The sequence below is a fragment of the Xanthomonas sp. BRIP62411 genome, from assembly GCF_003993525.1.
GTDB classification, from domain to species: domain Bacteria; phylum Pseudomonadota; class Gammaproteobacteria; order Xanthomonadales; family Xanthomonadaceae; genus Xanthomonas; species Xanthomonas euroxanthea.
The window spans coordinates 62,939-76,705 of the sequence record NZ_QEZI01000013.1; the positions used below are offsets into that span (position 1 = coordinate 62,939).

A 13,767-nucleotide genomic window follows, 5' to 3' on the forward strand; every position below is an offset into this window, starting at 1 on the left:
CCGCGACCGCCGTCCCGACAAACCCCATCATGCGCGCGGCGGTACACGACAGCCACGCCGAATGCCGGCCACCGGCCAACACGCCAACGGCAGCCGCGCGCAAGCGCAAACGTAGCGCCTGCGTCGGCAAGATGGCCGCCAATCACCACTGCGCTACGTTCCGGCGTACGCCGCTGCGGCTGACCGCCTATCCTGTCTGTGTCAGGCTGCTGCAATCGCCTTGGCACGCAGCGCCTCTCCACTGGAACCCCTCATGTCAGACAGCTTGCAGACCCAGCCACCGATCGAAGCCCGCATGGCCGAGATCGTGTTCCCCAACCACACCAACCATATGGGCACGCTGTTCGGCGGGCAGGCGCTGGCGTGGATGGACAAGGCCGCATTCCTGGCGGCATCGCGCTATGCGCGGCGTGCGGTGGTGACCGCGCGCTCGGACCAGGTGGATTTCAAGCTGCCGATCCGCCAGGGCCAGATGGTGGAAACCATCGCGCGGGTGGTGTCGGTGGGGCGCAGTTCGATCAAGGTGGAAGTGGAACTGATCGCCGAGGACCTGCTCAGCGGCGTGCGCGAGCTGTGCACCCGCGGCCACTTCGTGATGATCGCGCTCGGCGATGACGGCAAGCCGACCTCGGTGCCGGCACTCCCGATGACGGACAAGGGCTGAGGCTGCAACCAGCGCTGTTCTTGCCGCCGATGCAGCCGGCCAGGCACCTGTCCTGCGCGCATGGCAGGGCGCACCGGGTGCACATGCGCACCCCGCAAGATGCGCCTGCGTAACCGGCAGCCGCCTGCGCTTGCCTATTCCTCGACCTCGCGGTCTTCGCGCTTGGTTTCTGCCATCGCCTCGGGTTCCAGCTCTTCGGCGCTGCGATTGAGCTTGACGAACACGCCCCAGGCAATCAGCAGCAATGCCGCACACGAGCCAACCGCCGCGGCATATGGCAGCTTGGCCGGATCGGCGTGCATCAGCTCGAAGATCGACACCAGGGTTTCGATCGCCAGTGCGATCACGATCACCACGAAGAAGCGCGACAGATAGCGGCGCACGCGTGTCGGCCCGCTGACCTTGACGTCGCGCAGGATCTCTTCCTCGAAGATCGTCTGGCCCAGCTCCAGCGTCACCAATGCCACCGTGAGCAGACCGACGGCTTCCAGCACCACGTTGAAGCGGTCGCGCACCACCATGTCGCCGCCGGGAGTGAAGCCATGCCACAACTCCAGCCCGGCCATCGTCACCAGGCCCGCCGCGCACAGCACGAAGAACGCCAGGATCACGAAGTGACCGGCACGGAACAGATGGCTGAGCAGCTTCATGATGACGACGGCGAGGGAGGGCTGCAGAGCATCGTGTGCGCGGCGTGGTGGTGGTGCGAAGGCTGCGCCGACCCCCGGCGCGCCCTCATCCGGCGCTTTGCGCCACCTTCTCCCGCAGGCGGGAGAAGGGAAGGGATCTGCGGGAGTAAGCGGTGGGGGCGAGGAGGTCGCTGTGGTGGTGCGAGGGCTGCCCCGACCCTGCGCCCTCATCCGGCGCTTTGCGCCACCTTCTCCCGCAGGCGGGAGAAGGATTTGCGGGGAGCAAACGGCGGGGTGGCGAGGAGGTCGCTGTGGCGGTGTGAAGCTGCGCCGACCCTGCACGCCCTCATCCGGCGCTTCGCGCCACCTTCTCCCGCAGGCGGGAGAAGGGAAGGGATCTGCGGGAGTAAGCGGTGGGGGCGAGGAGGTCGCTGTGGTGGTGCGAGGGCTGCCCCGACCCTGCGCCCTCATCCGGCGCTTCGCGCAATCTTCTCCCGCAAGCGGGAGAAGGATTTGCCGCGGTGTAGGGACGCAGGCCGCTCGTCCAGTCATGCAGCGGGGCTGCCACTGCCTTCTCCCGCTTGCGGGGGAAGGTGCCCGAAGGGCGGATGGGGGGCGACGCGCACGCCCGCCCACCATGCCCATCAGCTATGCCGCAACACCTGATACGCCTGCAGATGCACGTTGGCGGCCATCAGCAGTGGTGCGTTGCGTCCGGTTTCGCGCACGCGCCTGAGCATGTCGCCGACGATCTGCGCCGCTTCGACTTCCTGGCCGGCTTCCAGGTCGCGCAACATCGAGGCCTTCAATGGCGAATCCACCTGCAACAAGGTCTGCAGCGCCTTGGCGCGCGCGCTTTCCGGAATCGGCTGGCCGGCCGCATCGGCAGCCCACAGGCATTCGTTGTACACGCCGTTGATCAAGGCGCGGCCGTCGTCGGTGGCGACGATCGCCCCGACCGGTGCACGCATCAGGCAGGTGGCCGCCGCCAGCGCGGTGAGGAAGCTGTACTTGATCCACTGCTCCTGCGCGATCTGCGCGCTGGCCACATGATCGATGCCGGCCTGCGTGCAGGCTGCCGCAAATGCCTGCACGCGCGTCGACTCCGCACTGCCATCGCGCTCGCCGAAGGTCATCGCCGCCGGCTTGCCCAGGTGCAGGATCTCGCCCTGCGCGCCCTTGGTGGCGCTGATGAAGCACAACCCGTCCAGCACGCGTGCCGCACCGAAACGCTCGTCCAGCACCGCGTAATGGCGCAGGCCGTTGAGGATCGGCAGCACCGTGGTGTGCTCGCCCACCGCCGGCGCAATCGCCTCGATCGCGCTGTCCAGGTCGTAGGCCTTGCAGCTGAGGATCACCAGGTCGAACGGCCGCTGCGCCACCAGCGCCGGCAGATCCTGCGCGGTGACATGCGCCACGGGCAGCTCCGCATCGCCCAACGGGCTGCGGATGCGCAGGCCATCGGCCTGCAGCTGCGCCGCGCGCGCATCGCGCACCAGGAAGGTGACATCGACCCCGGCCTGCGCCAGACGCCCGCCGAAATAGCCACCGGTACCGCCGGCGCCGAGGATCAAGATACGCATCGCCATCGTCATCAGCTCCGCAAACCCACGCCACGGCGCAGCAGCCACAGCGCCAGCGCGCTGAGCACCGCGACAAAGCCCAGCATCAGCGCGTAGGCGACCCAGATCGGCACGTCCGAGCTGCCGAGCAGGCCATAGCGGAACGCGTTGACCATGTAGAAGATCGGGTTGGCGTGGGTGGCCGCTTCGGCCCAGGGCGGCAGCAGCTTCACCGAATAGAACACGCCGCCCAGATAGGTCAGCGGGGTCAGGATGAAAGTCGGCACGATCGCCACGTCGTCGAACTTCTTGGCGTACACCGCATTGACGAAGCCGGCCAGCGAAAAGATGGTCGCGCCCAGCAGCACGGTGGTCAGGGTGACCAGCGGATGCGGAATGCGCACCGGGGTGAAGAACATCGCGATGATCAGCACCAGCGCGCCGACCATCACCCCGCGCAGCACCGCGCCGGAGACATAACCCCACAGGATCACCCAGTTGGGCATCGGGCTGACCAGCAGCTCTTCCACATGCCGGCCGAACTTGGCGCCGAAGAAGCTGGAGGAGATGTTGCCGTAGCTGTTCTGGATCACGCTCATCATCACCAGGCCCGGCACGATGAACTGCATGTACGTGTAGCCGCCCATGTCGCCCACGCGCGAGCCGATCAGCCCGCCGAAGATCAAGAAGTACAGCGTCATGGTGATGGCCGGCGGCACCAGGGTCTGGCCCCAGATGCGCAGGATGCGCTGCACTTCGCGGCGCACGATGGTGCCCAGCGCAATCCAGTTGCGGCGCGCGTTGGTGGGTTCGGTCACGGTGTGGATCTCGTTCATGGCTGGCCTCCGCTGCGCGGCTGCGCTGGCGGCGTGCCGTGGGGCACGACAGGCGTGGATGCGGTGGCGGCGGCATCGGCCGGTGCAGGGGCGTCGCCGGTCAGGCGCACGAACAGCTCTTCCAGCCGATTGCTCTTGGTGCGCATCGAACGCACCCGGATGCCGGCGCTGCCGAGCGTGGCGAACACGCGGTTGAGATCCATCGCGCGCGGCATGTCCAGGTCCAGCGTGTGGCCGTCGATGGCAGTGAGCGTGGTGCCTTCGATCACCGGCAGTTCGGCCGGCAGGTCGCCGTCGATATCGAACAGGAAGCCCTCCACGTCGAGCTTGGCCAGCAGCTCGCGCATCGGGCCCTGGGTGACGATCTGGCCGTGGTTGATGATGGCCAGGTTGCGGCACAGGTGCTCGGCTTCTTCCAGGTAGTGCGTGGTCAGGATGATGGTGGTGCCGGCGGCGTTGATCTCCTTGAGCACGCGCCACATGTCGCGGCGGATCTCGATGTCCACGCCGGCGGTGGGCTCGTCCAGGATCAGCAGGCGCGGCTGGGTCATCATGGCGCGGGCGATCATCAGCCGGCGCTTCATGCCGCCGGACAGCGTGCGGCTCATCACCTGGGCCTTTTCCCACAGGTGCGAGCGGCGCAGCTCCGCTTCGGCCAGCGCGGCAGCCTGCTCGCGCGGCATGCCGTAGAAACCGGCGTAGTTGACCAGGATGTCGAAGGGCTTTTCGAACAGGTTGAAGTTGACCTCCTGCGGGACCAGGCCGATCAGGCGCATCGCATCGCTGCGCTGGCCGACCAGGTCGGTGCCGAACACTTCCACCTGGCCGGCGGACAGGTTCACCAGCGAGCTGATGATGCCGATCAGGGTGGATTTGCCGGCGCCGTTGGGGCCGAGCAGGGCGAAGAAGTCGCCTGGCGCCACGTCCAGCGACACGCCCTTGAGCGCCTGGGTGCCGTTGTCGTAGGTCTTGCGCAGATCGCACACACGCAGCGCGGGTGCGGTGGTCGGAGATGGGGAATTCAAGATGTTCCTTCGCGTCAGCGTGACGGCGCAGCGAGTTACAGGCCGTTATTATAGAAGCCCGCGGGGGCAAGCCCCGATCACAGACTGTCCTAAATACGTTCGTGCCCGTTCAATTCCCCCTCAAGCTTGTCGACCGGCGCATGATCGCGCCCACCGTGGCCCACTGCCAGTTCCTGCGTGACGACGGGCAGCCGCTGGATTTCCAGCCCGGGCAGTTCATCCAGATCCATTTCACTGCCGCCGACGGCACGCCGACCAAGCGCAGCTATTCGCTGGCGACCATCCACGACCATGCGTTCGGACCGGGCGAGGCGGTGGATATCGCGGTGAGCTTCGTGCCCGGCGGCTCGGCCACCGCGCTGTTCGAAGGCCTGCAGATCGGCGACCAGTTGCAAGCCAGCGGTCCCTATGGACGTTTCTGCCTGCCGCCGGGCGACCACAACCGGCGCTATGTGCTGATCGCCACCGGCACCGGCGTCACCCCGTACCGCTCGATGCTGCCGCTGCTGGCCGAGGCGATCGCCACCCGCGGCGTGCAGGTGCTGCTGCTGCAGGGCGCGCGTACGCCGGCCGAGCTGCTGTACGGCGACGACTTCCGCGCGTTTGCCGATGCGCACCCGCAGTTCCGCTATATGCCGTGTTTTTCGCGCGAGCTGCCGGAACAGCCGCATGCCGATGTGCGGCACGGGTACGTGCAGCAGCAGCTGGCCGAATGCGCGCCCGATGCGCAGGGCGATATCGCCTACCTGTGCGGCAACCCGGACATGGTGGACAGCTGCATCGACGCCCTGAAGGCAGCCGGCCTGCCGAACGCGCAGATCCGCCGCGAGAAATACGTCAGCCCGGCACCGGCAAAGACCTGAGGCTTTCCGCGCGAGGCCGGCGCCGGCCTGGTTGCCCCCGGCGATGGCAAGGCCCGCCCACAGCTGGCGCTGCCGGGCCGCTAGGCCGCCGCCAGCGCCGCCCGCGGGCGACGCAACTCGACGGTGATGTGCACCAGTTCTTCGTGGATCTGCAAGGCGGCGCGCACCAGGTCCGCATCGATGTCGGCCGCAGTGACCAGGCTGACCACGCAGGCATAACGATCGCTGCCCACACGCCAGACATGCAGGTCGCCGATGGCGATGGCATGCGGCAGCCCGGCGATGACCTGCTTCACTTCTGCCACCACCGGCGCATCCATCTCCGCATCCAGCAGCACCCGGCCGGTACTGCGCAGCAGGCCCCATGCCCACACGGTGACCAGCACCGCGCCGACGATGCCCATGATCGGATCCAGCCACCTCACGCCCCAGTACATGCCGGCGAGCAGCGCGACGATGGCCAGGACCGAGGTCGCGGCATCGGCCACCACGTGCAGATACGCGGCGCGCAGATTGAGATCGGCATGCCCATCGTGGTGATGACCATGACCATGACCGTCATGCGCGTGGTCGTGCCCGTGGTGGTGGCCATGCGCATGGCCATGCGAGTCGCGCAACCACCAGGCGCAGATCAGGTTGACCAGCAGGCCGATGACGGCGATGACGGTGGCTTCCTGGTACTGGATGGGCCTGGGCGAAAACAGCCGTTCCACCGACTGGAACGCCATCAGGCCGGCCACGCCGAACAGCAGGATCGCGCTGGTGTAGCCGCCGAGCACTTCGACCTTCCAGGTGCCGAAGCTGAAGCGCAGGTCGCCTGCATTGCGCCGCGCGAAGCGGTAGGCGAACAGCGCCAGGCCCAGCGCCAGCGCGTGCGAGCTCATATGCCAGCCATCGGCGAGCAGGGCCATGGAGTTGAGCGTCCAGCCGCCGACGATCTCCGCCACCATCATCACCACGGTCAGGATGACCGCCTTGCGGGTGCTGCGCTCGGCCAGCGGGTTGGCGCTGGCGAAGGTGTGCGACTTCGCGCAGTGCGGCGCGGCATGCATGATCGACATCGGGAGGGGCCCTGGCTACGATACCCCCCTATGGTATCTCAGATACCCCCAGGGGGTATATGGCAATGGCGCATCTGAATCAGGACAAATCCAAGCTGCTCGCCCGCGTGCGCAGGATCCGTGGACAAGTGGAGGGGCTGGAGAAGGCCCTGGCGCAGGACGTGGACTGCACGGCGTTATTGACGCAGGTGGCGGCGTTTCGTGGCGCTGCGCAGGGCTTGATGGTGGAGTTGCTCAGCGAGCACTTGAAGCATCACGTCGCCGCGCCCGACGCGCTGAGCGAGCGCGAGCTAGCGGTCGACGACATCGCCGCCATTCTCAGGACATATCTGAAGTAAGCGCGGCCATCGGAAGCACCGCGTTCGCCGCCAGGCGGATGCGGCCGGCGCCAGGACCCGGCACGTGCCATGCGCGCACTGCGGTTCCTGCGCGCCGTCCGCCCTCGCCCGCGTGCACGGGGCAAGGGCTTGCCGTGCACTCAGCGCGCTGAAGGCTCCAAGGTCATCAGCACCACGTCGTTGCTGCGCATCGGCACGCGGATCTCCACCACGCCGTCGGCACCGACACGTACGCGGCGGTCCTGTTCGGGCGTATCGCGCGTGGCCTGCTGCAGCTGCGCCAGCTGCCGCGGTGCCAGGTCCTTGGGCATGCCCATGTCGATGTACAGCGACAGCGGGTCGTTGCGCCGGTAGCCGGTCTTGCGCACCTGCAGCCGGTAGTTGCCGGCTGGCACCTGCGCCAGCCGGAACACCAGCGCTGCGCTGTCGGTGCTGGGCACTTGCTTGGTATAGAACGGGGTATTGCTCACCGCCTGCACCGGCTGCTGCCAATCCCAGGCCACTGCCGCGATGCGCTGGCCATCCACCGCCGCAAACGCATGCGCATCGCCCAGCGGAATGTCACGGCCCTTGAGCGCGTGCAGGTACTTGTAGGCGAACCAGGCCGGCTTGCGGATGCCCTCGCGATTCATCAACCCGAAGCCGCCGTGGAAGGGCGTGGGCGGCGGGCCGGGTTCTTCGAACAGATCGGTGTAGGTCCAGTAGCTCATGCCCTGCACCAGGCCTTGCACCTGCTTGAGCTTGGTCAGGATATAGGGCGCGCTGATGTAGCTGTCGTGGACGAAATCGCGCGGCGTGTAGCTGCTGCTCCACTCGGTGAAATACAGCGGCAGATCCGGAAATGGCGAAGCCTGGATCTGCGCGCGCACCCGGCGCACATCGCCGACGATGGCGTCCGGCGATGCCGACAGCTTGACGTCCTGCTTGCCGTCTTCATCGAGAAAGCCGCCGTCCACGCCATAGGTATGCGTGGTGACGAAGTCGATCGGCAGTTTGTTCTTGGCAACATAGGCCAGCAGTTCCGGCACCCAGTCCGCACCGGCGGTGGAGGGGCCGCCGACGCGCAGTTGCGGATCGATTGCCTTGATCGTGCGTGCGGTGTTCGCATAAAGCTCGAAGTAGGCCTGCTGGTCGGCGTTTTCCCAGAAATCCTTGAGGTTGGGCTCGTTCCACACTTCGAAGTACCACTGGCGTACTTCCTCGGCGCCATAGCGCGCCCGGATGTGGCGCACGTATGCATCGATCAGCTGGGTCCACTTGGCCGGGTCCGGATGCGAGGTGTTGCCCTTCCAGTAGAACAGCGTCTGCTCGGAGGTCTTCATCGCGCCGGGCGTAAAGCCCAACTCGACGAACGGGCGGATGCGCTTGGCCAGCAGCGCGTCGTAGAGCTGGTCCAGCTTGGTCCAGTCGTACACCAGTTTGCCGTCCACCTCCTTGACGGTGCCGAGCACGTCATGGAACACGTCGTGGAAGCGGATGTAGCGAAACCCCAGCTCTTGCACCGCTGGCACCAGCTGCGCCTGGCTGTCGCTGCGGATCAAGGTGCCGGGAAAGTCCGAGCCGATCGACAGATCGTAGAACCGGTCGACCGGCCCGCCGGCGCTGCCCAGATCCACCTGGATCGTACGCGGCGCTGGCGCCTGCGCCATGGCAGAGGCCGCCATGCAGCCGCCCAGTGCAATTGCCAACAAGATCTTCAGACGCATTGGCGCTCCCGCCGAGGTTCGATCGGGGGAGCGTAACCCAGCTCGGGTCCCGCGCTGCACGCCGCAGCTGCTTGCGTCTGCTTCTTGCGATCGTCGCGCCGCAGCGTGGGAAAGGCGCACACGATCGACCATGTAAAGGGTGCTTGACAGCTGGCCACGGCAGGCGCATCTTGCCTGTCAAGTTGACTTGACAGGCGAAGGGAATGCGTCATCGGCAACTGCAATGCAGACCGGCATGGTCGGCGCAGCCCTTGCTGCGCGGCGGAGTCGGAATCCGCAGCGCTGGCCTGCCACTGCCTGCATCGACACCTGCGCGGCACGGCGCATGAGCGGCTGCAATCGCAACGCGCTGATGGCGCTCTGCCTGGGTGCGGGCCTGCTTGCCGTGGGGGTGCTCGGGCATTGGCGGCTGCTGCCGCTGAGCGCCTACCTTGCCGGGCTGTGCGTGGGCGGGGGCGTGTCGTGCCTGTTGCTGTCGCTGCTGCTCTGGCTGTCGCGTGGCAGCCTGCGCGACAGCACGCGGCCGGTCCTGGCGCGACGCTATCACCGCGAGTTCGGCGTGCCGATGGGGATGTATGTGGTGGTGATGCTGTTCTGGAACCATGTGCTTGCCCGCGTGGATCCGGGCTGGGCGCGCGTGCTGATCGCCTTGTTGCCGGCGGTGCTGGTCGCCCTGGTGATCCGCGCGGTGGCGCGCTACGTGCGCGACTCGGATGAGATGCAGCGACGCATCGAGCTGGAGTCCATCGCCATTGCCGCCGGCCTGCTCAGCAGCGCGTACATGACCGGCGGCTTTCTGCAGGCCGCCAAGCTGATCGACATTCCCGCGACGGTGGCGATGTTGTGGGTGTTTCCGATGTTGTGCGCCATCTACGGCGTCACCAAAAGCATCAACGCACGACGGTTTCAATGAATAGTCGCGTGCGCGAACTGCGCGAGGCCAGTGGCTGGTCGCAAGGCGAGCTGGGCGAGCGGTTGGGTGTGTCGCGGCAGACCATCAATGCACTGGAGACCGGCAAGTACGATCCCAGCCTGCCATTGGCGTTTCGCATCGCGCGCTTGTTCGGGGAATCGATCGAGCACGTCTTTCTTTACGAAGACGGGCAGTAGTCGCGCCGGTCACACCCGACCGGCTGCGGTGTCAGGGGACAGGGATATCAGGAGAGATGGTGAACATGGTCAAGCAACCCACACTGGTGGCAGCGCTGCTGCTCGCGCTGCTGGCGAGCGGATGTCAGCGGGCGGACCAGCCGGCTGAAAATGCAGCTGGCGCGACCAAGGCTGGCCTGGCCGCGCCCGGCAGCGTACGGCCGCGTGCTGCAACGGCGCAGACCGGCACCGCCGCCGGCAATCGCTACGGCGCATTGCACTTTGCACCGTGCACGTTGAGTTCCGGCAGCGCGGCCGGCAATATCGAAGCGCAGTGCGCCAGCCTGCGGGTGCCGGAAAACCCGGCCGCGCCGACGGGGCGCAGCATCGACTTGAAGATCGCCTGGCTGGAAAGCGATGCCGGTGCGGGTAGCACGCCGGACCCGGTGTTCTTCATCGCCGGTGGGCCGGGGCAATCGGCCACGCAGGTCGCCGCGATCGTGGACATGGGTCTGCATGAAGTCCGCAAGCAGCGCGACATCTTCCTGGTCGACCAGCGCGGGACCGGCGGCTCGCATCCGCTGGAGTGCCGCGATGCCGCCGGCAAGCCGCTCATGCTGGAAAACAGCAGCGCCGCCACCGCCGAGCAACTGACCGATTACGCGCGCCAGTGTGCACAGGGGCTGCGCAATGACGCCGATCCGCGCTATTTCACCACCAGCGAGGCCGTTGGCGATCTGGAGGCGGTGCGCGCGGCACTCGGCGTGCAAACGCTCAATCTGATCGGCGGCTCCTACGGTACCCGAGTGGCACAGCACTATGCGGCGCGCTATCCGCAACACACACGCACCCTGGTGATCGATGGCGTGGCGCCAAACGATCTGGTGATCGGCGGCGAATTTGCGCGGACGTTCGAAGATGCGATCGCGTTGCAGGCCAGCCAATGTCGCAAGGAACCCGCCTGCGCCAAGCGCTTTCCGGTGGACACGCGCACGCAGCTGCGGCAGGTGGTGGAGCGCCTGCGGCAGGCGCCGGTTGCAGTGGATTACCGCGATCCGCGCACCGGTGAACTGCACCACGAGCAGGTTACGGCCGATACCGTGGTCGGCCTGGCATTCGGGTTTTCGTATGCGCCGGAAACCGCCTCGTTGCTGCCGCTGGTGCTGGACGAGGCGGCGGCGGGCCGTTACGCCTCGTTGATGGCCTTGGCGCAGATGAGCGCATCGGACATGTCCGACCAGATGAATCGCCCGATGCAGTGGTCGGTGCTGTGCAGCGAGGACGCCGGACGCTATACCCCGCCAGCCGCCAAGGACGGGACCTTGCTGGGGGCGGACGTGGCGCAGATGTTCTTCGCGCCCTGCACGGCCTGGCCGACCAAGCCGGCCCCGGCTGCCGATGCCGCGCCGTTCAAGTCCAACCTGCCGGTGTTGTTGCTGTCGGGCGAGCTGGATCCGGTGACGCCGCCGCGCTATGCCGAACGTGTACTGCAGGGCCTGCCCAATGGCCGCCACCTGGTGGCGCCGGGGCAGGGCCATGGCGTCTTTCGCCTCGGCTGCATGCCCAAGGTGCTGGGTCAGTTCCTGCAGACCGCCAATGCCAAGGCACTGGATGCGCAGTGCGTGGCCAGCCTCAACAACGTGCCCGCGTTTACCTCGTTCAACGGATGGGAACCATGAGCCGTACCGACCACGCCACGGAGGTGCACGCATGATCGTCGTCGACAACCTGCACAAAGCGTTCAAGACCAAGACCGGGCCGGTGAAGGCGGTCGATGGGGTCAGTTTCAGCGCCGCCGATGGCCAGATCACCGGCCTGCTCGGCCCCAACGGTGCCGGCAAGACCACCACCTTGCGCATGCTCTACACGCTGATGTCGCCCGACCAGGGCAGCGTCACCGTCGATGGCGTGGATGCCACCCGCGACCCGGTGACCGTGCGCCGCGCGCTGGGCGTGTTGCCGGATGCGCGCGGCGTCTACAAGCGGCTGACCGCGCGCGAGAACATCGCCTACTTCGGTGAGCTGCACGGGATGTCGCGTACGCGCATCGCCGAGCGCACGCGCCTGCTGTCGGCGGCGCTGGACATGGACGACATTCTCGATCGCCAGACCGAAGGTTTCAGCCAGGGCCAGCGCACCAAGACCGCGATTGCACGCGCGCTGGTGCACGACCCGCGCAACGTCATCCTCGACGAGCCCACCAACGGGCTGGATGTGATGACCACGCGCGCGATGCGCGGCTTTCTGCAGCAACTGCGGGCCGAGGGCCGCTGCGTGATCTTTTCCAGCCACATCATGCAGGAGGTGGCGGCGCTGTGCGACCGCATCGTCATCGTTGCCAAGGGCACGGTGGTGGCCTGCGGCAGCGCCGACGAACTGCGCGCCGCCACCGGGGAAGACAATCTGGAAGACGCCTTCGTCAAGGCGATCGGCTCGGACGAGGGGCTGCACGCATGAGCACCACATCGTTGTTGTCCACGCTGTGGACGGTGCTGCGCAAGGAACTGCGCGACATCGGCCGCGATCGCCGCACGCTGGCACTGGCCTTGCTGCTGTCGCCATTGCTGTATCCGATCCTGATCCTGGGCATGGGCGCACTGAGCGAAAGCCGTGTGCGTACCCAGATCGACAAGCCGTTGGAGATACCCATGCTCGGCCGCGAGAACGCGCCCAATCTGGTGCGCTTTCTGGCCGCGCAGGGGCTCAACGCGGTCGATGCGCCGGCCGATCTGACCGCCGCAATCCGCAACCAGGATGTGGATGTGGCACTGCGCATCAGCGCCAGCTACGCCGACGACTGGCGCGCCGGGCGCCCGGCCCTGGTGGAGGTCATCAAGGACAGCACGCGGCGCGAGGCCGACGTGCCGAGCCTGCGCCTGCAGGCCGCGCTCGGCAGCTATAGCCAGCAGGTCGGTGCACTGCGCCTGCTGGCGCGCGGCATCGATGCGCAGGTGGGCAGGCCGCTGGAAATCGCCGCGCAGGATCTGGCCACCGCCGAAGCCAAACGCGGGCAGATGATGGCGATGCTGCTGCCGGTGCTGCTGGTGATCACCTCGTTCCTGGGCGGCGCCTCGCTGATCCTGGATGCCACCGCCGGCGAGCGCGAACGCCAGTCGCTGGAACCCCTCTTGGCCACGCCGGCGCCGCGCAGCGCGATCGTCAGCGGCAAGATCGCCGCCGCCTGCGTGATCGGCATGCTGTCGTTGCTGCTGACCTTGCTGGCCTTCAAGGTCAGCGCCCAGCTGTCCACGTCGAACCTGGGCCGCCAGCTCAATGTCGGCATCGTGCCGATGCTGCAGATGCTGTTCATCCTGGTGCCGATGCTGTTTATCGGCACCTCGCTGCTGACCTATCTGGCCGCCGCCGCCAAGAGCATGAAGGAAGCGCAGGCGCATATGACCTGGCTGTTGCTGCTGCCGATGCTGCCGGGCTATGCGCTGATGGCGTATCCGTTGAAGACGCAGTTGTGGCATTTCGCGGTGCCGTTCCTGGCGCAGAACCAGATGCTGCTCAAGGTGATCCGCCACGAGCAGATCGACGCCCAGACCTGGGCGGTGTACCTGCTGGCGGGCTTTGGCCTGGCCGCGCTGCTGTGGTACGCGGCGGTAAGGCGCTATCACCAGGAACGGCTGGCGATTTCCGGCTGATGCTCCTTCTCCTGCCGGGAGACGGTGTCGCACAGCGCCGGAGGACGGTGCAAATTGCCGGTACGAATGCGCAGTGACGCATGTCGATGTTGACGTTGATTGATTGAACGGTGTTGTTGTCTGCGCAGTGCGTGACGTCGACTCTGTCGCCGTACCCGCACCCCAACCCCTCTCCCGAGGGGCGAGAGGCAACGGGCTAGCAGCTAGCAGTTCCTTCTCCCCTCGGGAGAAGGTGCCCGAAGGGCGGATGAGGGTACGTAGCACCAGGAAACAAAAAGCCCGCATCGCTGCGGGCTTTCTGTTTGGCGCCTGACATTTGCCGGGAGTGCAGTGCATCGATCATCGGC

The 13,767-nt window shown here is 66.8% G+C and carries 14 protein-coding genes; 8 read left to right on the top strand and 6 right to left on the bottom strand.

Translation table 11 applies throughout. From position 1 onward, the window contains the following. The first annotated feature begins 253 nt into the window (after positions 1 to 253). Positions 254 to 664 carry an acyl-CoA thioesterase gene (locus EO139_RS11540; protein WP_104584165.1) on the top strand — a complete coding sequence of 137 codons (411 nt, stop codon included), beginning with the start codon at positions 254 to 256 and terminating at the stop codon, positions 662 to 664. Between the two features lie 134 nt (positions 665 to 798). Here the strand turns inward: EO139_RS11540 and EO139_RS11545 are convergent, their stop codons facing one another. The 4 genes from EO139_RS11545 to EO139_RS11560 all read right to left on the bottom strand — a co-directional run bounded on the left by EO139_RS11545 (position 799) and on the right by EO139_RS11560 (position 4,716). Further along, positions 799 to 1,314, bottom strand: coding sequence for a hypothetical protein (locus EO139_RS11545; protein ID WP_104584167.1), 516 nt, complete (start codon positions 1,312 to 1,314; stop codon positions 799 to 801). A gap of 623 nt (positions 1,315 to 1,937) precedes the next feature. After that, positions 1,938 to 2,882 (bottom strand): 2-dehydropantoate 2-reductase, encoded by a 945-nt coding sequence (gene panE / locus EO139_RS11550; RefSeq protein ID WP_206515145.1) that lies wholly within the window; start codon positions 2,880 to 2,882, stop codon positions 1,938 to 1,940. Positions 2,883 to 2,887: 5 nt separating this feature from the next. Next, positions 2,888 to 3,691: an ABC transporter permease gene (locus EO139_RS11555; RefSeq protein WP_104584169.1), complete on the bottom strand. Its 804-nt coding sequence runs from the start codon at positions 3,689 to 3,691 to the stop codon at positions 2,888 to 2,890. Next, the gene (locus EO139_RS11560) at positions 3,688 to 4,716 is read right to left on the bottom strand and encodes an ABC transporter ATP-binding protein (RefSeq protein WP_241235952.1); all 1,029 of its coding nucleotides are present in this window, start codon (positions 4,714 to 4,716) and stop codon (positions 3,688 to 3,690) included. The genes EO139_RS11555 and EO139_RS11560 overlap by 4 nt, the downstream gene beginning before the upstream one ends. Positions 4,717 to 4,856: 140 nt before the next feature. Here EO139_RS11560 and EO139_RS11565 point away from each other — a divergent pair, with 140 nt between their 5' ends. Beyond that, positions 4,857 to 5,579, top strand: a complete 723-nt coding sequence (locus EO139_RS11565) for a ferredoxin--NADP reductase (RefSeq protein ID WP_235858490.1) — start codon at positions 4,857 to 4,859, stop codon at positions 5,577 to 5,579. Between the two features lie 80 nt (positions 5,580 to 5,659). Here EO139_RS11565 and dmeF read toward each other — a convergent pair whose 3' ends face one another. Then, complete coding sequence (gene dmeF / locus EO139_RS11570) at positions 5,660 to 6,640, bottom strand: CDF family Co(II)/Ni(II) efflux transporter DmeF (RefSeq protein WP_126970716.1); 981 nt, start codon at positions 6,638 to 6,640, stop codon at positions 5,660 to 5,662. Between the two features lie 65 nt (positions 6,641 to 6,705). Here dmeF and EO139_RS11575 point away from each other — a divergent pair, with 65 nt between their 5' ends. After that, positions 6,706 to 6,978: a metal/formaldehyde-sensitive transcriptional repressor gene (locus tag EO139_RS11575; RefSeq protein ID WP_104584178.1), complete on the top strand. Its 273-nt coding sequence runs from the start codon at positions 6,706 to 6,708 to the stop codon at positions 6,976 to 6,978. A gap of 140 nt (positions 6,979 to 7,118) precedes the next feature. On the opposite strand, the gene EO139_RS11580 is transcribed toward EO139_RS11575, so the two are convergent. Next, positions 7,119 to 8,684 carry a beta-xylosidase gene (locus EO139_RS11580; RefSeq protein ID WP_126970718.1) on the bottom strand — a complete coding sequence of 522 codons (1,566 nt, stop codon included), beginning with the start codon at positions 8,682 to 8,684 and terminating at the stop codon, positions 7,119 to 7,121. A 325-nt stretch (positions 8,685 to 9,009) separates the two neighbouring features. Between EO139_RS11580 and EO139_RS11585 the strand changes: the two genes are divergently transcribed. The 5 genes from EO139_RS11585 to EO139_RS11605 are packed head-to-tail and all read left to right on the top strand — an operon-like array spanning position 9,010 to position 13,420. Then, positions 9,010 to 9,597: a hypothetical protein gene (locus EO139_RS11585; protein ID WP_126970720.1), complete on the top strand. Its 588-nt coding sequence runs from the start codon at positions 9,010 to 9,012 to the stop codon at positions 9,595 to 9,597. Beyond that, the gene (locus EO139_RS11590; protein WP_016903655.1) at positions 9,594 to 9,794 is read left to right on the top strand and encodes a helix-turn-helix transcriptional regulator; all 201 of its coding nucleotides are present in this window, start codon (positions 9,594 to 9,596) and stop codon (positions 9,792 to 9,794) included. The genes EO139_RS11585 and EO139_RS11590 overlap by 4 nt, the downstream gene beginning before the upstream one ends. Before the next feature lie 59 nt (positions 9,795 to 9,853). Further along, positions 9,854 to 11,452, top strand: coding sequence for an alpha/beta hydrolase (locus tag EO139_RS11595; protein WP_164739820.1), 1,599 nt, complete (start codon positions 9,854 to 9,856; stop codon positions 11,450 to 11,452). Between the two features lie 31 nt (positions 11,453 to 11,483). Then, the gene (locus EO139_RS11600; RefSeq protein ID WP_104649917.1) at positions 11,484 to 12,230 is read left to right on the top strand and encodes an ATP-binding cassette domain-containing protein; all 747 of its coding nucleotides are present in this window, start codon (positions 11,484 to 11,486) and stop codon (positions 12,228 to 12,230) included. Further along, a complete protein-coding gene (locus EO139_RS11605) occupies positions 12,227 to 13,420 on the top strand; it encodes an ABC transporter permease (RefSeq protein ID WP_104584188.1) in 1,194 nt (397 codons plus the stop codon). The genes EO139_RS11600 and EO139_RS11605 overlap by 4 nt, the downstream gene beginning before the upstream one ends. Positions 13,421 to 13,767: the final 347 nt, after the last annotated feature.